General features: G+C 72.1%; 19 protein-coding genes. 9 read left to right on the plus strand and 10 right to left on the minus strand.

All coding sequences use genetic code 11. The features are described from left to right. Positions 1-226 precede the first annotated feature (226 nt). Together ABZV93_RS28165 and ABZV93_RS28170 are read left to right on the plus strand one after the other, a co-directional pair. Entirely contained in the window at positions 227-1,360 is a 1,134-nt protein-coding gene (locus tag ABZV93_RS28165; protein ID WP_354941858.1) for a hypothetical protein, read from the plus strand. 41 nt (positions 1,361-1,401) lie between these two features. After that, positions 1,402-2,070: an MOSC domain-containing protein gene (locus tag ABZV93_RS28170; protein WP_354941860.1), complete on the plus strand. Its 669-nt coding sequence runs from the start codon at positions 1,402-1,404 to the stop codon at positions 2,068-2,070. Between the two features lie 22 nt (positions 2,071-2,092). Here the strand turns inward: ABZV93_RS28170 and ABZV93_RS28175 are convergent, their stop codons facing one another. After that, a complete protein-coding gene (locus ABZV93_RS28175; RefSeq protein ID WP_354941862.1) occupies positions 2,093-3,145 on the minus strand; it encodes an aminoglycoside phosphotransferase family protein in 1,053 nt (350 codons plus the stop codon). Between the two features lie 73 nt (positions 3,146-3,218). Here ABZV93_RS28175 and ABZV93_RS28180 point away from each other — a divergent pair, with 73 nt between their 5' ends. Then, positions 3,219-3,584, plus strand: coding sequence for a hypothetical protein (locus ABZV93_RS28180; RefSeq protein ID WP_354941864.1), 366 nt, complete (start codon positions 3,219-3,221; stop codon positions 3,582-3,584). Positions 3,585-3,600: 16 nt separating this feature from the next. Here ABZV93_RS28180 and ABZV93_RS28185 read toward each other — a convergent pair whose 3' ends face one another. From ABZV93_RS28185 to ABZV93_RS28225, 9 genes are all read right to left on the minus strand, one after another. After that, positions 3,601-4,506, minus strand: a complete 906-nt coding sequence (locus tag ABZV93_RS28185; RefSeq protein WP_354941866.1) for a zinc-binding dehydrogenase — start codon at positions 4,504-4,506, stop codon at positions 3,601-3,603. A gap of 239 nt (positions 4,507-4,745) precedes the next feature. After that, positions 4,746-6,704 carry an acetate--CoA ligase gene (gene acs / locus ABZV93_RS28190; RefSeq protein ID WP_354941867.1) on the minus strand — a complete coding sequence of 653 codons (1,959 nt, stop codon included), beginning with the start codon at positions 6,702-6,704 and terminating at the stop codon, positions 4,746-4,748. Positions 6,705-6,918: 214 nt separating this feature from the next. Beyond that, the gene (locus tag ABZV93_RS28195) at positions 6,919-8,580 is read right to left on the minus strand and encodes a cation acetate symporter (protein WP_354941869.1); all 1,662 of its coding nucleotides are present in this window, start codon (positions 8,578-8,580) and stop codon (positions 6,919-6,921) included. Then, positions 8,577-8,969, minus strand: coding sequence for a DUF485 domain-containing protein (locus tag ABZV93_RS28200; RefSeq protein ID WP_354941871.1), 393 nt, complete (start codon positions 8,967-8,969; stop codon positions 8,577-8,579). The genes ABZV93_RS28195 and ABZV93_RS28200 overlap by 4 nt, the downstream gene beginning before the upstream one ends. A gap of 189 nt (positions 8,970-9,158) precedes the next feature. After that, on the minus strand, positions 9,159-9,863 hold the full coding sequence (locus ABZV93_RS28205) for an NUDIX hydrolase N-terminal domain-containing protein (RefSeq protein WP_354941873.1): 705 nt from the start codon (positions 9,861-9,863) through the stop codon (positions 9,159-9,161). 25 nt (positions 9,864-9,888) lie between these two features. After that, on the minus strand, positions 9,889-10,671 hold the full coding sequence (locus ABZV93_RS28210) for a class I SAM-dependent methyltransferase (protein WP_354941875.1): 783 nt from the start codon (positions 10,669-10,671) through the stop codon (positions 9,889-9,891). Positions 10,672-10,758: 87 nt separating this feature from the next. Beyond that, complete coding sequence (locus ABZV93_RS28215; protein ID WP_354941877.1) at positions 10,759-11,400, minus strand: hypothetical protein; 642 nt, start codon at positions 11,398-11,400, stop codon at positions 10,759-10,761. Continuing rightward, on the minus strand, positions 11,372-11,788 hold the full coding sequence (locus tag ABZV93_RS28220; RefSeq protein ID WP_354941879.1) for a hypothetical protein: 417 nt from the start codon (positions 11,786-11,788) through the stop codon (positions 11,372-11,374). The genes ABZV93_RS28215 and ABZV93_RS28220 overlap by 29 nt, the downstream gene beginning before the upstream one ends. Before the next feature lie 361 nt (positions 11,789-12,149). Next, entirely contained in the window at positions 12,150-13,046 is an 897-nt protein-coding gene (locus ABZV93_RS28225) for an HAD-IB family hydrolase (RefSeq protein ID WP_354941881.1), read from the minus strand. 722 nt (positions 13,047-13,768) lie between these two features. Between ABZV93_RS28225 and ssd the strand changes: the two genes are divergently transcribed. From ssd to ABZV93_RS28255, 6 genes are all read left to right on the plus strand, one after another. Next, entirely contained in the window at positions 13,769-14,980 is a 1,212-nt protein-coding gene (gene ssd, locus ABZV93_RS28230; RefSeq protein WP_354941883.1) for a septum site-determining protein Ssd, read from the plus strand. Further along, positions 14,977-16,179: a TadA family conjugal transfer-associated ATPase gene (locus ABZV93_RS28235; RefSeq protein WP_354941885.1), complete on the plus strand. Its 1,203-nt coding sequence runs from the start codon at positions 14,977-14,979 to the stop codon at positions 16,177-16,179. The genes ssd and ABZV93_RS28235 overlap by 4 nt, the downstream gene beginning before the upstream one ends. Then, positions 16,176-16,967, plus strand: coding sequence for a type II secretion system F family protein (locus tag ABZV93_RS28240; protein WP_354941887.1), 792 nt, complete (start codon positions 16,176-16,178; stop codon positions 16,965-16,967). Before ABZV93_RS28235 ends, ABZV93_RS28240 begins: the two co-directional genes overlap by 4 nt. Continuing rightward, entirely contained in the window at positions 16,964-17,710 is a 747-nt protein-coding gene (locus ABZV93_RS28245; protein WP_354941889.1) for a type II secretion system F family protein, read from the plus strand. Before ABZV93_RS28240 ends, ABZV93_RS28245 begins: the two co-directional genes overlap by 4 nt. Before the next feature lie 340 nt (positions 17,711-18,050). Beyond that, entirely contained in the window at positions 18,051-18,230 is a 180-nt protein-coding gene (locus ABZV93_RS28250; RefSeq protein ID WP_179790444.1) for a DUF4244 domain-containing protein, read from the plus strand. A 69-nt stretch (positions 18,231-18,299) separates the two neighbouring features. Beyond that, complete coding sequence (locus tag ABZV93_RS28255) at positions 18,300-18,776, plus strand: TadE family type IV pilus minor pilin (RefSeq protein WP_354941891.1); 477 nt, start codon at positions 18,300-18,302, stop codon at positions 18,774-18,776.

The raw sequence follows: 18,776 nt of genomic DNA on the forward strand, positions 1-18,776 counted from the left end.
CCCCCGAGCCCATCGTTGCGTCCCGGTATGACCTTCGGACGCCTCACGTCCGGCCTGGTTGGTGTCGGTGACGGCAGTTAGGATTTGCTCACATCGCCGCGAGGCGTTCGGTGTTCGCGAGCGGCCCACAACAGTTGCCGAAACGACGTCGCTGACTGCGGCGCCGCCGGTGCCGTGTGCCCTCACCGCCCAGACCTTTCCCGCCGGACTCGAAGGACGAGTGCCCATGCCAGATCCCAACGCCACCTCGTTCCGCGTCGTCCGCCGGGGCTACGAGCCGGCGCAGGTGGACCAGACGGTCCGCAAGCTCAACGACGCCCTGGACGCCGTTCGCCGGGAGAAGTCCTACCTCGCCGGCCGGGTGCAGGACCTGGAGGCGAAGGCCGCGCAGGCCCGGAAGCGACGGAGCGAGTCGACCTACTCCGACCTCGGCGAGCGCATCGGCCGGATCCTCGCACTGGCCGAGGAGGAGGCCGCCGAGCAGCGCGCCGCGGCGGCCACCCACGCCCACGAGCTGCGCCAGGAGGCCGAGCAGGCCACCGGTGAGCTGCGCAAGGAGGCCGACCGGTACGCCAACCAGCGGCGGGCCGAAGCCGACCGCGGCGCCGCGGAGCTGCTGAGCGAGGCGAAGAACCAGGCCACGGAGATCGTCGAGGCCGCCGAGCGGGACGCGGCCGCCCTCCGGGCCGAGGCCGAGGCGATGCTGGAGGACCAGCGGGCCAAGTCCGCCCAGGCCGCCGTCGACCTCGAGCGCGCGCTCGCCCAGCGCCGCGAGCACGCCGACCGGGACATCGCCGAGCGCCGCTCCGCCGCCGAGCAGCACCTCGCTGCCGTCCTCGAGCGGGCCGAGCAGACCCACACCGAAGCCGACCGTCACCAGGCCGAGGCCGCCGCGCAGGCGGAGCGTTCGATCGAGGAGGCGCAGCGCAAGGCACAGACGATCGTGGCCGAGGCGAAGGCGCGCTCGGAGCGGATCCGCACCGACGCCGACCGCGAGCTGAAGTCCATCACCCAGCGCCGGGACAGCATCCTCGCCCAGATGGCCAACCTCCGGCAGATGCTCGCCACCCTGTCCGGGGGTGACGAGGGGAGCTTCGCGCTGGCCACGGTCGGTATTCCTGCCCCCTCGGCCCCGCGCTCCGGTCAGGAGGCGGCTCCTGGGCGAGGGGAGGACCCCGACCGGCAAGTGGACGCCTCGCCCGCGACCGAGACCCCGCCTGAGCAGGGTGGCAAGGGTGCCGACGGGGACCAGGGCGTCGACGGCGGCCAGGGTGTCGACGACAAGACCCAGCAGTTGGCGCCCGTACGCCCCGACGACCCGACGCTGCAACAGCCTCGGGTGCACCAGCGGCGCAAGTGACCCAGCCGAAATCAGTTGCGGTGCCCGGTAGTGTCGCCGCGATGGCACACGTTCTCTCGGTCAACGTCGGGGCGCCCGTTCCCAACCCGCACAAGGACACCGACACCACCGGTATCCACAAGCTGCCGGTCACCGAGCCGGTCGACGTGCGAGCACCCGGGCCCAAGCACGGCGGGCAGGGCAGCGGCCTGGTGGGCGACTTCATCGGCGACCGCCAGAATCACGGCGGCGACGACCAGGCGGTGTACGCCTACGCCCGGGAGGATCTCGACCACTGGCAGCAGGTGCTCGGACGGGAGCTGCGTCCCGGCTCCTTCGGGGAGAACCTCACCACGGTCGGCCTCGACGTCAACGGCGCCCGGATCGGCGAACGCTGGCGGATCGGCTCGACGGTTCTCGAGGTGTCGGTGCCGCGGATCCCGTGCTCGACGTTCGCCGGCTGGCTCGCCGAACGCGGCTGGATCAAGAGGTTCACTCAAGCCGCGCTGCCCGGAGCCTACCTGCGGGTGGTCACGCCCGGCCAGGTGCGGACCGGTGACGAGGTGGTCGTCGACGACCGGCCCGAGCACGACGTGACGATCGCGCTGACGTTCCGAGCCCTCACCCTGGAGCCGGAGCTGCTGCCGCGGCTGCTGGCCGCGGACGCGTTGCCCGCCGAGGTGCACGCCCGGGTCCGCCGCCGCCAGGGCTTCCGGCTCGACGACGACTGACGGTGAACCTCCTAGAGGGGTGTCAGCCGGGCAGCAGGGCGAGGAGTTCGCGCATCTCGTCGTACGACTCGGCGACGCCGACGTGGTTGCCCAGACGGTGGCGTTCCAGCCGGGCGGCGCCGAGGTGCGAGGCCCGGTAGATCAGCCGGCGCAGCCTCGCCTCGTCGGCGTTCGTCAACGGTCCGTACGCCTCCCAGAACGCGTCCCGCTCGGTGCCCGGCCGCCGGCCCGCGAGCAGGATCGACCAGTCCGCTTCGGGGTCGCCCCAGGAGCACCGGTCGCAGTCGAACACCCCGCAGACAGTCGGCTCCGGGGCGTCGGGAGTGAGCATCACGTTGACCGTCCACAGGTCGCCGTGCAGCAGCCGGGGCTCGCTGATCCGGTCCAGCACGGTGCGGTGGGCGACGGCAACCCGGGCCAGCCGGCGTACGTCGGTGGCGTCCAGGCCGAGGTCGTCCAGGTCGGCGGCGAGATCGTCCAGGTGAGCGGCCACCGCCTCGCTCCAGGTGTCGAACGCCGGGCCGGAGACCGGGCCGAAGCGTTCTCCGCGTACGTCGTGGACGACCCGGGTGATCGCGCCCAGGTTCCGGTAGAACGCCGCGCAGGACGCCCGCGGGTAGGCGCCCAGTCCCTCGGGCGCCGGTACGCCGTGCAGCAGTGACTGGAACACGTAGTCCCGGCCCACGACCTGCTGGCTGAAGTCGGTCGCGAGCAGCCTCGGCATGAGCGCGGCGATCGGGGCGAGGTGGGGGATGCTCGCGACCTCGTTGCGCAGGAATGCGTGATCGGTGCGGAACTGCCGGGCGGGCTCCGGCGCGACCCGCAGAATGACCGAGCGATCCCTGCGCGGGTTCGCGCCGGAGGGCTCGCCGGGGCTCTCGTCTGGGTCCTCGCCGGTGTTCACGTCGGTGAGGTCGACGCGGTAGGTGTTGTTGTACGTGCCGTTACCGAGTTCGACCGCCGCGCGGACCTGCACGTGGGTGCCGAAGGCGCGGCGGGTCATGGCCACCACCTGCTCGGCGGTGATCGACTGCTGGAAAGCTTCCGACGGGCGTTCGATCGGCTGGAAGTCCACGAGTAACAAGGATCTCCTGGTGACCAGAGTCTGCGCATCGGGCGCTGTCGGTGGCCGGGGTTAACGTACGCCGATGGCAGAGGGAACGCTCATCGCCGAGAGCCTGCGCACCGACTGCGAACTCGACGAACTCGAGTTCGCCGTGCACCGGATCGTCCGTACGCGCGCCGGCGACCCGTCGGCGGGACAGCCGGCGGTGTGGACGTTGCTGTCGTTCTCGGTGCCCGACGGGCGGGCGCCGACGCTGGCGGAGCAGTTTGCCGGTGTGCTGGAGTTCGGCAGCTGGTACGTCGACTTCCGTACGTGCGACGAGACGTTCGTCGTCTACGCCGGCCGGGTCTTCCGGCATCCCCGCGGCGACCAGGCAGGCGAGGCGGCGGCCAAGGCGCACGGGCGTTCGGTCGGGGTGCCCGAGGCGCAGCTGGACTGGCCCGCCTGAGCGGCCGGTGCGCGCGTCAGGTGACGTCGAGCACGGCCTTGCCGGCCACCTGCCGGCCGAACAACGCCTCGACCGCTTCGGCCGTGTGCTCCCAGGTGCCGCGCCAGCCGACCTGGATGTCGAGACGGCCACGTGCGGCGAGGTTGACGAGATAGCCGAGGTCGCGCGCAAGGTTGCCGCCCATGGTGAACGCCTCCAGCCGGCGGTGCGTACCGACCGTCGCGTACGGCGGGAACACCGCCGGCTCACCGGAGGTGGCGCCGATCGACTGCAGTGAGCCGCCCTCGCCCAGCAGGCCGAACGCCTTCACCAGGTGCGGGCCGCCGACGTTGTCCACCACCCCGTGCAGGGGACCGGCCACCGTGTCCAGGCCGACGACCACTTCGTCGGCGCCGAGCTCGGCCAGGCCGGCGCCGCGTTCGGGGCGGCCGACGCTGGCGATCACGTGAGCGCCGGCCAGCGCCGCGATCTGTACCGCGAACCTGCCCACACCACCCGACGCCCCGGTCACCAGAATCCGCTCGCCGCCGACGAACCCGAACCTGCGGATCGCCCGGAGCGCCGTCACACCGGCCACCGGGAGCGCACTCGTCGTGCCCAGCTCGACCTCGTCGGGTACGACGGCGAGCTCGGTGGTGTCCACCGCGCGGAGCCCCGCCCAGGCGCCGGCCGGCCCGAACGTCACCACCCTGGAACCCTCCGCCGGGCCGGTCCCGTCGGCGGCCGCGGCCACCACGACACCGGCGGCGTCCCAGCCCGGCACCGTGCCCTCGGGCTGGTTGGGCAGACCTGCCAGCTCGCCGTAGTTGAGGGAGAACGCGCGTACCTCGACCAGCGCCTGGTTGGCGGCCGGTCGCGGGTCGGGTGCCTCCGCGAGTCGCAGATGTGCGGGAGCGGAGTGATCGACGACGAGTGCGCGCATGGATGGTCCTCTCCTGAGTTTGCCGGCCGATGCGGCCGACGCGGCGGGGCTGGATGGCCTCGGCCACGTGGGCGTACCGCCAAGTGGGCGTACTGCTCTCCTTCCCCCAGCAACACCCGGCGCGGATGTAATCCCCCGAAGGCGGAACGGCAGAACGACGCGGGCCCGGGGTTCTGGTGCAGAACCCCGGGCCCACAATGAATCCTCGACTCCGACCGGCGTGGCCGGCCCGCTGCGAATCAGTCGTCGTCGGCGGCGCCGGGCGTGGAGAGGTTGGAGCGAATCAGCTCCATCACCGAGGAATCGGTGAGGGTGGTGACGTCGCCGAGCTCGCGGTTTTCGGCCACGTCGCGCAGCAACCGGCGCATGATCTTGCCCGAGCGCGTCTTCGGCAACTCCTCCACCACCAGGATCTGGCGGGGCTTCGCGATCGGCCCGATCTCGCTGGCCACGTGGTTGCGCAGCTCCTTTGCCGCCTGCTCCCCGGACTCGGTGGCGCTGCCACGCAGGATCACGAACGCCACGACGGCCTGTCCGGTCGTCGGGTCGGTGGCACCCACCACGGCGGCCTCGGCCACGTTCGGGTGAGACACCAGCGCGGACTCGATCTCGGTGGTGGACAGCCGGTGCCCGGAGACGTTCATCACGTCGTCGACCCGGCCGAGCAGCCAGATGTCCCCGTCGTCGTCCTTCTTGGCGCCGTCGCCGGCGAAGTAGCGACCCTCGAACCGCGACCAGTAGGTGTCGATGTAGCGCTGGTCGTCACCCCACAGTGTCCGCAGCATCGCCGGCCACGGCTCGGTGAGAACGAGGTAGCCACCGGCGCCGTTGGGCACAGGGTTGCCGGCGTCGTCGACCACCTCGGCGGAGATGCCGGGCAGCGGCGTCATGGCAGCACCCGGCTTCCCTTCGGCCACACCGGGCAGCGGAGTGATCATGATGCCGCCGGTCTCGGTCTGCCACCAGGTGTCCACGACCGGGGTGCGGCCGCCACCGATGAAGGTGCGGTACCAGACGTAGGCCTCGGGGTTGATCGGCTCGCCGACGCTGCCCAGTACGCGCAGCGAGGACAGGTCGAACTCCGCGGGGATGTCCTCGCCCCACTTCATGAACGTCCGGATCGCGGTGGGCGCACAGTAGAGGATGCTGACGCCGTACTTCGCGATCAGCTCCCACCAGCGGCCGCGGTGCGGGGTGTCCGGCGTGCCCTCGTACATCACGCTCGTCACGCCGTTGGCCAGCGGGCCGTAGACGATGTAGGAGTGACCGGTGACCCAGCCGATGTCGGCGGCGGTCCAGTAAACGTCGTCGGGCTTGACGTCGAAGACCGCCCACTGGGTCCAGGCGACCTGGGTGAGGTAGCCGCCGGTGGTGTGCAGGATGCCCTTGGGCTTGCCGGTGGTGCCGCTGGTGTACATGACGTAGAGCGGCTGCTCGGCGTCGAAGAACTCGGCCGTGTGCTGGTCGCTCTGCTTGTCGACGACCTCGTGCCACCACAGGTCGCGCCCCTCGGTCCACTCCACGTCCTGGTCGGTCCGCTTCACCACGAGGACGTTGCGGACGTCCGGGCACTCGGTGAGCGCCTGGTCGACCTGCGGCTTCAGCGCGCTCGGGGCGCCCCGGCGGTAGCCGCCGTCGGAGGTGATCACGATCCGGGCGTCGCAGTCCTGGATGCGGTCGCGCAGCGCGCTCGCCGAGAAGCCGCCGAACACCACGGTGTGCGGCGCACCCAACCGGGCGCAGGCCAGCATCGCGACCACGGTCTCGGGGATCATCGGCATGTAGATGGCCACCCGGTCACCGGCCCGCACGCCCAGCTCGGTCAGCGCGTTGGCCGCCCGGGACACCTCGCGCAGCAGGTCGGCGTAGGTGATCGTGCGGGTGTCGCCCGGCTCGCCCTCCCAGTGGTAGGCGACCTTGTCGCCGTTGCCGGCCTCGACGTGGCGGTCGAGGCAGTTGTACGCGGCGTTGATCCGGCCGCCGACGAACCACTTCGCGAACGGCGCCTTGCTCCAGTCGAGCGCCTCGTCCCACTCGCGGTCCCAGTGCAGCCGGCGGGCCTGCTTCTCCCAGAAGGCGATCCGGTCCGAGTCCGCCTCGGCGTAGGTCTCCTTGGTGACGTTGGCGGCGGCGGCGAGCTCCGCGGGCGGGGGGAACCTCCGGTCTTCCCGCAGGAGGTTCGACAGTGCTTCGCTCACGGACAACCCCTTCTTCGGTCTGCTGGCGTCGATCTGGGTGCTTAGGGTGCTACAGAACCCTAGTCCTCCACTCCGACAACGCGGGAGCGCGGCCGCCCGGCCCCGGTGGCCTGGACCGGCCGTCGGCGAACCCGTCGGACCGGAGACCACGGGGGTCATCCGGCCGGGCGCGCAGCGTGACGACGCTGGTGCCCGGACGGACGGGGTACGTCGCTCAACGCCCGGACGCGACCTCCGCCCCGGCGCCGGTGAGCGCGCGGACCTGCAACTCGTCGAAGCGGCTCTCGGAGTCCTTGTCCCTGCCCAGCACCGTGCCCGCCCAGCCGAGCAGGAAGCCGAGCGGAATCGACACGATGCCGGGGTTCTCCAGCGGGAACCACGCGAAGTCGACACCGAGCGGGAAGAGCGAGGCGCTCGTACCGTCGGGCGCCACCTTGCCGGAGACCACCGGGGAGAAGAACACGAGCAGGACGGCGCTGCCCAGCCCGCCGTAGATGCTCCACACCGCGCCCTGGGTGTTGAACCGGCGCCAGAACAGGTTGTAGACGATCGCCGGGAGGTTGGCCGAAGCGGCCACCGCGAACGCCAGCGCCACCAGGAACGCGACGTTGAGCCGCTGCGCCGGGATCGCCAGCGCGATCGCCACCGCGCCGATCAGGAAGGCGGCCATCCGGGCCACCCGGACCTCCTGGCGTTCGGACGCCTGGCCGCGCCGAAGCACGTGCGCGTAGATGTCGTGAGCGAACGACGACGCCGAGGTGAGCGTCAGGCCGGCCACCACCGCGAGGATGGTGGCGAACGCCACCGCGGCGATCAACGCCAGCAGGACCGCGCCGCCGGTGGTGCCCGCACCGCCGCCGGCGGCCTGGGCGAGCAGTGGGGCGGCGACGTTGCCCGCGGTCGCGGCCACCTGCGACTCCGGTCCGGTGTCGAGCATGGCCGCCGCCCCGAAGCCGAGCACCAGCGTCATCAGGTAGAAGACACCGATGATGCCGATCGCCCACTGCACCGAGGAACGCGCCGCGCGCGACGTCGGCACGGTGTAGAAGCGGATCAGGATGTGCGGCAGGCCCGCGGTGCCCAGGACGAGGGCCAGGCCGAGAGACAGGAAGTCGATCTTGGACGTGAGCGTCTTGCCGTACTTCAGTCCTGGTTCGATGAACGCCTGCCCCTTGCCGCTGCGGTCCGCGGCCGTGCCCAGCAGGTCGGAGAGGTTGAAGCCGAACTTCCACAACACGATGCCGGTGACCAGCAGGGTGCCGCCCATCAGCAGGACGGCCTTGACGATCTGCACCCAGGTGGTGCCCTTCATGCCGCCGACCGTGACGTAGAAGATCATCAGCGCGCCGACGAGGGCGATGGTGATGTTCTTGGCGGTGTCGCTGCTGATGCCGAGCAGCAGGGCGACCAGGGAGCCCGCCCCGACCATCTGGGCCAGCAGGTAGAAGATCGAGACGCCGAGCGTGGACACGGCTGCGGCGGTGCGTACCGGCCGCTGGCGCATGCGGTAGGCGAGCTGGTCGGCCAGGGTGAAGCGGCCGGAGTTGCGCAGGAGCTCTGCCACCAGCATCAGCGCGACCAGCCACGCCACCAGGAAGCCGATGGAGTACAGGAACCCGTCGTACCCCGACAGCGCGATCGCGCCGGAGATGCCGAGGAACGACGCGGCCGACATGTAGTCGCCGGAGATCGCCATGCCGTTCTGGAAACCGGAGAAGGACCGGCCGGCCGCGTAGTAGTCAGCGGCGGTGCGGTTCTGCCGGCTGGCCACGAGCGTGACGTACAACGTGACCGCCACCACGGCCAGGAACAACACGATGGTGAGGGTGCGGTGGTCGGAGGCCTGCGCCGGCGCCGCCGTCAGGAGGGTGCTCATCGGGCGGCTCCCGACTGTGAACGCGCGTTCTCGAACCGGGCGTTGAGCTCGCCGGCCACCGGGTCGAGGTGTCGGCGGGCGTGCCGGCTGTAGAGGAACGCGATCACGAACGTGGAAAGGAACTGCAGCAGACCCCACACCAGGGCGACGTTGATGTTCCCTGCCACCTTGGTGCTCATCAGCCCGGGCGCCCAGTTGGCGCACACGACGTAGAGGAGGTACCACGCCAGGAAGGCGATGGTCCACGGGAACGCGAACCCGCGGTGCCGCCTGCGCAGCCGGCCGAACTCCTCGCTGTGCGCGATCGCCGCGTACTCGCGGTGGTCCGCGACGGTCAGTCCGGAACCCGGGCCGGGTTTCGGCTCCGGTCGCGCGTCGGGTTCGGCCACGTTGCCACCTCCGCTGTGTGCGGCGCCGCGCACCGGCGGGCAGCCGCGTCCGACGTGTGACGGTGCCTCACCGGCACGTGCCAGTGCCGCACCGTGACTTCGTTGGAGGCCCACCGTAGAGGTGTCGGCGGCGCTCGGGAAGTGTTTTCCTCAAGTGCCGCTCATGAAACGGCAAACCGGCGCCGGAGGTCAGTCGAAGTCCGTCGGCAGGCTCGGGTCGCGATGGTGGGCGAGCAGGAGCGCCAACTGGTCCGCGGTGCACCGTGGGGTGGACAGCTCGGGCAGGTCGTCGAGGGCGAAGAAGCCGACGTCCGCGGTCTCGCCGTCCAGGCCCGCGCGCGGTGCCGAGTCGTCCAGCCGGTCGACGAGGAAGAACAGCTTGTACGTGTGCCAGGGACTGCCGGCGTGGCCGTTACGCAGCGAGCCGTCGTGCACCGCCGCCAGCCGGTGCGCGCGTACGCGAAGACCGGCCTCCTCGGCGAACTCGCGTTCGGCCGCGTCCGACGGAGAGTCCAGCGCGTCCGCCCAGCCGCCAGGCAGCGTCCAGAGCCGGTCGCGCGCCTCCTGCACCAGCAGCACCCGGTCGTCGGCGAAGAGCGCGCCGCGGACGTCGACCTTGGGGGTCGCGTGCCCACCCTCCGCGTTCAGCGCCGCCCGGAACTCCGCCGGGTCGGGCGTACCGATCAGCCCCATCAGGTCGGCCGACATCGACCGCAGGCGTTCGTACCGCGCGATGTCGTAGCGGTCGGAGCTGTAGGTCAGGCCGTTCTGTGCCATCGCGGCGAGCTCGACCGCCCAGCGGTGCAGGAGCCGGCCGGGTTCCTCCGCCGGGTCGGTGGGATCGGTCGGGTCGGTCGGCTCGGTCGGCTCGTCGTGGTCCCCGCTGCTGCTCATCGAGCCAGTCTCGCACCCGGGGCCGTCACCATTTGCGCACACCGGCGCGGTAGCAGATCGTCGTGTACGGCAGCAGCAGGCCGTCGGGCTGGCGGGCGGTGACGTCGAAGAGCTGTCCGACGTTGAACAGCAGGTCCTCGCGGTCTGCCGGGGACATCGTCGAGACGTACGACCTGGACGCGACCAGCCGGACCAGGCCCTGCCGGTCCAGCCGCTGCCACATCCGGAAGATGGTCCGCTTCGGCGGGGTGAACAGCCTGCTCCACTCCAGCTTCTCGATCAGCTCCTCGGCGTGCCCGGTCTGCTGGCGGTCGCTGCCCAGCAGGCGGGACAGCTGCCGCACCCAGGGGACCGACTCGTCGCGGTAGTTCCACACCAGGCCGAACATCCCGCCCGGACGCAGCACGCGGGCGATCTCCGCCAGTGAGGGTTCGGTGTCGAACCAGTGGAACGCCTGGGCGACGAGCACCGCGTCCGCACTGCTGTCGGCGAGGGGAATGCGCTCGGCGACCCCTCGGACCGCGACGGCTTCGGGAACGGCGCGGACCAGCCGGTCCAGCATCGGCTGGGCGGGCTCGACGGCGATGACGTCGTGGCCCGCGGCGACCAGGGACCTGGTGAACTTGCCGGTGCCGGCGGCGAGTTCGACGACGGTCGCGGGCCAGCCGGCGCGGGCGCGGGGGCTGTCGTCCAGACCGGCCAGCAGCCATTCCGCGGCGGCCTGGGGATAGTCGGGACGGCTGCGTTCGTAGTCTGCTGCGGTGGACCCGAATGAGCGGCCCAGCGACCGTCGTACCGACTCTTCCATGGTGCGGTGATGGTACGCGAGGACCCACGGCCGGGACGGTTTCGGGTCGGTCCGTCCCTGGACCGGCTCGAACCGGCTCGGACGGTCTCAGCGGGCCGGGCCGGGAGCGCCGCAGGTGGCGTCGACCAGGCGGACCAGAGCCACCGTCAGCGCCCGCGGACCGTCGGTGAGAGTGCCCGAGACGTGCGCGCCCGGCCGGGTGGTGGCGGTCATCACCAGATCGGCGTCGGCGAACCGTCTGGCCCGGGTGCAGTCTCGTACCGTGATGTCAACGACGACTTGACGGTCGGTGTCGGAGTGCAGACTGAGCGGCAGTCCGTGCGCGGTGGCGGCGAACGCGCTTCGGGAGGACGTGCCCAGCGAGGTGAGCACGACGTCCGGCGCGGACAGGCCGGAGCCGACCAGTCCGGTCAGCCGGAGAGTGGGCGCCCGGCCGGGAGTGCCGGGGGTATTCGAGCCGTCGACCCGGGCGGCGTGCTCGCCCGACCACCACAGGGTGAGTGAGCTGGGACGTCGGCCGCACAGTTCGGCATCGGACTCCAGTCCGCTGGTGTCGATCGTGCCGGTGACCGTGGTCCGCTTCCCGAACGGACTGCTGGCGACGGCGGTGTAGCGCGGTGCCGGTGCCCGTGCCGAGGTCGGTGCGGACTTCGGACCCGAGGACGGGCAGGCCAGCTCGAGACGAAGGACATACGCCAGGTCATCCGGCCGGCCGGATGACCGCGTCACCTGCCGGCTGCTCCGGTGGCGGGCACTGCCGGCTCGTCCGCAGCCGCGGCAGCCGGACGTCGATGCGCTCGACGGTGAGGGGATGGTCACCGAGGTTGTGCAGGACGACCAGTACCGACACGCAGGCGCGGTCGTCCGGCTCGTCTGCGCCGGAACTTGCCTGGGCGAACAGCCGGACCGGCTCGGTGTGCGCGATGCCGCCGGCCTGGCGGACCCACCAGATGGCCCCGCCGGCGCCACCGACCAAGCCGGCGACCAGCACCGCCACCAGTGGGACGAATCGACGGCGCCGGAGCCGGCGGCCGCCACCGCGACGGGGGCCGCCGGCGGTTTCCTCGACGCGTCCGTCGTCGAGGACCTCGAACGAGGGCTCGCGAAACGCCGCCATGGCGCGACGATACGGCGCGGAACCAGTGGTTTGTCCTGCTTGGGAAAGCTTTTCGTCGTACGCGATGACGCCGATCGAGAACCCACACGGGAAAACGGCCAACCGGAGCGCAGCGGTATTTTCCGGTCGTCGCGGAATCGTTCACGCGCGTGCCGAACAAGGCTGGGCGACAGGCGCACGTCGGCCGGGTTACCAAGCGCGCACCTTGGTGTCGCTTCGGTCCCGGGGAACCCGGGAGCCGAAGCGACCGCCCTCGAAGACGGGCTGGTCGTCGCGTGGGTACCCGGCCGGCGTGCACGTCTCGTGCAATCAGAAGTGGCACCGGAGTGCTTCTTCTGGTCCCACGGGACGTACTGCCTTTCTACGGCCTTCGTCCCGCGAAGGAAAGGGTCCGGCCAAGATCTTTACTTTCGGCGCGCAGTTCGACCCGGGCGCGTACGTCGGAGATCCGGCCGCTGCGAACGGCCCACACCACCGCCATCGCCGCGCCGGCGCAGACGGCGACGGCCAGCGCGGGCCGTCGGCCGGACGTGCGCGAACCGGTCTCGTCCACCGCGGTCGGCCGGGCGAACCGGAGGACCGGCCAGCCGTTCTCGGCGGCGATGCGGCGCAGCGCGCGGTCGGGGTTGACGGCGTACGGATGGCCCACGACCCGCAGCAGGGGGAGGTCGGTGATCGAGTCGGAGTACGCGTAGCACTCGTCCAGGTCGTAAGCGCGCTCGGCGGCCAGCTCACGGACGGCGGTCGCCTTGTTCTCTCCGTACGAATAGAAGTCGATCACCCCGGTGTACTTGCCGTCCTGAACTCTCATCCGGGTGGCGATCACCCGGTCGGCACCCAGGAGTTCACCGATCGGCTCGACGACCTCCTGCCCGGACGAGGAGACGATGACCACCTCGTGTCCGGCTGCCTGATGGTCGGCCATCAGCGCGACGGCCTCGGCGAACACCAGCGGGTCGACGACGTGGTGCAGCGCCTCGGCCACGATGTCCTTCACGCCCTGCACGTCCCACCCGGTGACGATGGCCGACAGGTAGGCCCGCATCTTCTCCATCTGCTCGTGGTCGGCGCCGCCGAGCAGGTAGACGAACTGTGCGTACGCCGACCGCAGCACGGCCCGTCGGTTGATGAGACCGCCGTTGTAGAACGGCCGGCTGAAGGCGAGCGTGCTCGACCTGGCCAGAATCGTCTTGTCCAGGTCGAAGAACGCCGCGACGCGGTGACCGTGGTCGGGCCGTTGCGGGTCTTCGTCGGGCATTCTCGGCAGGTCCTCGTCCGTCGTCGGTCGGGCTGTCGGGCGTTCGGGCCGGCAGCTGGGCCGTGCCGGGCCGGTCGGCGGTCGGCCATCCCAACCCTAGGTCCGCGCCGGGGAAGCCGGAATGGTCGGTGCGCAACGCTTCGCGGTCGAGCAGTGGTCTTTTCGGTAGCGGCCCCGGTCACCGGGCGATCGGCGTCCGGGCCCGACAAGGCGCGGGATTCCGGCACACGGCGGGTGATGTCCAGGGGATGGCGGGACTCCGTGGGACTCGGTGGGGATCATCGTGGGCGGCCTCGGCCTTTTCCCCACGAGGGTTTGGCGCGGCGGACACCCGTGAGACAAACTGAGTGTGAGCCCTCGTCCGAAGTTTGAGACGACCTCGGTGAGGGAAGCAGAAGCTCAGCGGCTGACCCCCTCGCCGCTGGTGCCGGCCCAGCTCGCCGAGCGCGCTGAGGCCAGGGACAGCCCCCGCTCTCCCCCCCGGCGGGGGCTGTCGCCTGTGTAGCTTGTGTCGTCTGCTCTAGTGCCCGGCGCGCACCCTCGCGAACCCTCCGAGTTTCCGCGCTCGCCCCTGCCGTTTCCCGGTTGTTTTCCACACCGACGTGATCGGTGGGGCAGTCCACAGGCGTGGTTCGGGCCCGCTCGCCGCACTCGGCGGCGAGGCATCGTGAGTGCCTTCCGACCGCTCTTCGCCCTTCTGTGGCTGGTTCGAAAGGTTCTTCATGTCTGGACTCGTGCCCGGGCCGCGGCCAGTCGTCGCGACGGCCGACGAACTCCTCCTCGACGATCTCGTCCGCCTCGCCACCGCGGCCGGCGCCGGGTTGGAGGTGGCGGCCGATGCCGGGATGGCGCGCCGGCTGTGGCCGGCGGCGCCCCTCGTCCTCGTCGGCGCCGACCTGGTGGCCGATCTCGTCCGTGCGAGCCCGCCACGTCGCCCGGACGTGGTCGTGGTCGGCCACACGCTGGACAGCCGAGGGTTGTGGCAGGGCGCGGTCGAGCTGGGCGCCGAGCATGTCCTCCAGCTCCCCGACGCGGAGCAGTGGATCGTTCATCGGCTGGCCGACGCCGCCGAGGGTGCGGGGCGGTCGGCGGTCGTGGTCGGCGTGGTGGGCGGACGCGGCGGTGCGGGAGCTTCCACGCTCGCCGCTGCCCTGGCGGTGACGGCAGCCGGCCGCGGTGTACGAAGTCTCCTGGTCGACGGCGATCCGCTCGGTGGTGGCATCGAGCTGATCCTCGGCGGTGAGGACTGCACGGGTATGCGATGGCCGGAGCTGGTGGCGACCGAGGGGAGGGTGAGCGCGGGTGCCCTACGATCCGCGCTGCCCCGCGTCGACGATCTGGTGGTGCTGTCCTGGGACCGCGGTGACCTGCTCACCATCCCGCGCGCGGCGATGCGATCGGTGCTCAACGCGGCCGGGCGCGGGGGCGACCTCGTGGTGGTCGACCTGCCCCGGCACGTCGACGAGGCCACCGAGGCGGCATTGGCGCAGTGCACCCTCGCGCTGCTGGTCGTCCCCGCCGAGGTGCGTGCCGTCGCGGCAGCCGCGCGGGTGCGGTCGGCCATCGGCGCGTTGGTGTCCGACCTTCGGTTGGTGGTGCGCGGGCCGTCACCGGCGGGGCTGGACGGTGAGGTGGTGGCCGCGGCGCTGGAGCTTCCGCTGGTCGGTGAGCTCGCGCCCGAGCCCCGGCTGGACGTGATGCTCGAACACGGCGAGCCGCCCGGTCGCCGTGGCAAGGGCCCGCTCGCGACGTTGTGCCGGCGGCTGCTGGCCGACCTGGGCATCGACGGGGCCCGGCTGGCCGCGCCGTCGGCGCAGGGGGACCGGGGGGACCGGGGGGACCGGGGAGCACAGCCGGCGGCGGACCTCGACGCGCGGCCCGGCCGCCGGGCGCGCCAGGACCGCCGGGCCCGTCGGAACGGAACGGCCGCATGAGCGGGGCCGCGACCGCCGCACCGGTCGACCAGGCTTTGCTCGACCGGGTTCGCCAGGTGCTGGCCCAGCAGTCGGCCGACCCGACACCGGCCAGGGTGGCCGCCGCCCTCGGGGCGGACGGCCGGATTCTCGGTGACGCCGCCGTCCTGCGCATCGTGGAGACGCTGCGCCGCGAGCTCGCGGGCGCCGGTCCCCTCGAGGGGCTTCTCGCCGATCCCGCCGTGACCGACGTCCTGGTCCAGGGTGCGCGTCGGGTGTGGGTCGATCGCGGTGCCGGCCTCGAACTCACCGACGTCGCCTTCGCCGACGAGGCCGCCGTACGCCGGCTCGCCCAGCGCCTGGCCGGCAGTGCGGGACGCCGGCTCGACGACGCGACCCCGTTCGTGGACGCCCGGCTCGCCGACGGCACGCGTCTGCACGCCGTGCTGGCGCCGGTGTCCACCCGTGGCACCTGCATCTCGCTGCGGGTGCCGCGCCGGCGGGTGTTCACCGTCGAGGAGCTGGTGGCCGAGGGATCGGTACCGGACGAGGGCGCGCATCTGCTCAGCAGGCTCGTCAAGGCCAGGTTGGCGTTCCTCGTCTCGGGAGGCACCGGCGTCGGGAAGACCACACTGCTGGCCGCCCTGCTGTCGCTGGTCCCGGCGTCCGACCGGCTGGTTCTGGTGGAGGACTCGGGGGAGCTTGCCCCCGACCACCCGAACGTCGTCGCGCTGGAGGCGCGCCCGGCCAACCTCGAGGGCGCGGGGGAGATCACCGTTCGTACGTTGGTGCGCCAGGCCCTGCGGATGCGGCCCGATCGGCTGGTCGTCGGTGAGGTCAGGGGCGCAGAGGTGGTCGACCTGTTGGCGGCCCTCAACACCGGCCATGAAGGCGGCTGCGGCACCCTGCACGCCAACTCGGCCGCGGAGGTGCCGGCGCGGATCGAGGCGCTCGGGGTCGCCGCCGGGCTGGGCCGGGCCGCCGTGCACAGCCAGCTGGCCGCGGCTGTCGACGTGGACGTGCATCTGGTTCGCGGGCGCGACGGTCGCCGCCGGGTGGGCGAGGTCTGCGTGTTCGAACGCCAGCCCACCGGTCTGGTGGCCGCGGTGTCCGCGGTGCGGTTCGACGCCGACGGCGAGGTGCGGGTCGGTCCGGGTCTGCCCAGGCTGCGCCGGCTGCTGACCAGGCGAGACGTCGGTGACCGTGGCGGTGCGCGATGAGCTACGGCGTACTGCTCGCCGCCGGCCTGGTCGGTCTCGCCGTCGCGGTGAGCCTGCCCGCGCCGCCGAGCAACCTGTTGCGCCGGCTGTGTGCGGACACGTCCGTGCCCATACCTCCTGCCGGCAGAGGCCGGCCGGGGAACGCCGGCGCCGGCGTCGGTCCAGTCCCGAGCGGCCGGCGGACCCTCGGCCGGGGCGCCGGTCCGCTCCGGGCCCTTGTTCGCCGGCTCGGCGTCGTGGTGTCCCGGCGGAAGGACGTGCGCAGGCGGAGGGCGGCCCTGTGGGAGGCGACGGAGACCGTCGCCGCCGAGCTCCGCGCCGGCCGCAGCGCCGACCAGGCACTTGCTGCCGGGGCGAGCGTGCTGCCCGACCTCGCAGCGGCCGCGGCGGTGAGCAGGATGGGCGGTGACGTGCCCGCGGCTCTGCGCGCGGTGCACGCGCCGGGAGCGGAGCACCTGCGGCGACTGGCCGTGGCGTGGTCGGTCGCCGGGAGCACCGGCGCCGGTCTGGCCGCCGTTCTGGAGCGGATCGCCCGCGGCATGCGGGCCGAGGAACGTCTCCGGGAGGAGGTGGCCGCGACCCTGGCCGCACCTCGGGCCACCGCCCGGATGCTTGCCGTCATGCCCCTGGTGGGCTTGGCCCTCGGTGCGGGGGTCGGCGCCAACCCGTTGACGTTCCTCTTCCGAACTCCCTACGGCCTGGGCTGCCTGGTGCTGGGCACGCTTCTCGCCGCTGCCGGAGTGTGGTGGGTCGAGCGCCTGGCAGGGCGCGCGGAGGGTCAGCCGTGAGCTTCCTGGCCGCCGCTCTGGTCGGCCTTGCGGTCGCGATGTGGGCCGGTCCGGCGACGGCTCGCCGGCGCCTGGATCACATTCGTCCCCGGCTTCCGATGTCCCGTGCACATCTGTCCCGTGCGCATCCGCCGGCACCCGGAAACGAGCGGCGGAACCAGTTGCTCGCTGCCGCGCTCGCCGGCTGCGCGGTCGCGGTGGTCGTGGGTGGTGTGATCGGACCCGTCCTCGGTGCGGCCGTGGCCTTCGTGGTGCCGTGGGTGCTGGGCCGGCTGGAGCCCCGGGCGGTGCGCCGTCGCCGGGAACAACTCGTCGCGGACCTGCCCTTCGTGGCCGACCTGCTGGCCGGCTGCCTGCGGGCCGGAAGTTCACCGCAGCGGGCGATCGAGGCCATCGCGGTGGAACTCGACGGGCCGACGGGGAGTGCGCTCGGGCAGGTGGCCACGGCGTTCCGGCTCGGTGCGAACGCCCGGACGGCGTGGGCGGGCTTCCTCGCCGAGGACGCGCTGGCGTCGTTCGGGCGGGCAATGGTGCGGGTCTGGGACTCCGGTGCACCACTGGCAACCACCCTCGACCGGCTGGCCGACGACGCCCGCGCCACCCTCCGGTCACGAAACGACCAGCGCGCCCGAACGGTCGGGGTGCACGCCGCCGCGCCGCTGGGGTTGTGCTTCCTCCCCGCCTTCGTCCTGGTGGGGATCGTCCCACTGGTCGCGGGTGCGGTGGACACCTTCCTGCGTTGACTTCTCCGCCTGTCGTCGAGCATCCCGGCGGGTGCCGTCGCCCCCTGCGAGAAGGCACTCTCCGGCCATGGGTGTGGCCATCGCAGGGGGCCGCACGTCAACCTGTCCTTGCGCGGGACGGACCTCGAATCGTACACCGCGCGAGCCGGGTGATCAGTGCTCCTAGGTTCCTGAATCCCTGTCCTGGTTGGAGATTCGTCCACAGGAAGGCCGTCGGCCGAGTTGTCCTCAGGGCCTGATGAGAGGGCGCGGCGGCAGACGCCTTTCCAGCATTGTCGATGCATCGCCTCGCACATCGGGGCGCCGGACCGGCCGGTCGCCGGAACTCCTGGAGGTACGTATGCGCAAGGTGCGCCGGATCGCTCGCCCGGACGAGCGGGGCATGACGACGGCGGAGTACGCCGTGGGCACCGTGGCCGCGGCCAGCTTCGCCGGTCTGCTGATCAAGCTGCTGACGAGTTCGGAAGTGCAGCAGTTGTTGATGAAGCTCGTCAAGGCCGCGTTGAGCCTGGCGGGCTGACCGCGGTGGCCGGCCCGCCTGGCGAGCCGGGCGGGCCGGCCACCCGGCAGTGAGGCGAGGAGCGGCGGCGTGTCGCGGGTTCGTGGTGCCGAAGCAGGAGGCGTCGGCGGTGTCGGAGTGGAGGCGTTCGTGGTCCCGGAGCGACGGCAGCGGAGGAGAGGCGAAGGAGTCGTGAAGGTGCAGGCGAGGTTGCGCGGCCAGGCGGGCATGGTGACGGCCGAGACGGCGGTGGCGCTGACCGCACTGGTCGCGGTGACGCTGGGAATGACCTGGGTGGTCGCGGTGGTCGGGATCCAGGCCCGGTGCGTGGACGCCGCGCGTAACACCGCACGTGCCGTGGCGCGTGGCGAGTCCATCGCCGCCGGTCAGGAGGAGGGACGGCGCAGTGCGCCCGAGGGTGCACGGATCACCGTGCGCCGCGGTGGCGGGATCGCGAGCGTCGAGGTGGCCGCGGACGCCAGGCCGTCCTGGCCGATGCTGTCCCGACTGCCGGCGATCACCGTCGGCGGGCACGCGGTCGTCGCGCTCGAACCGGGCGTCTCCTGA

It is taken from the genome of Actinopolymorpha sp. NPDC004070 (assembly GCF_040610475.1).
In the GTDB taxonomy this organism is placed as follows: Bacteria; Actinomycetota; Actinomycetes; order Propionibacteriales; family Actinopolymorphaceae; genus Actinopolymorpha.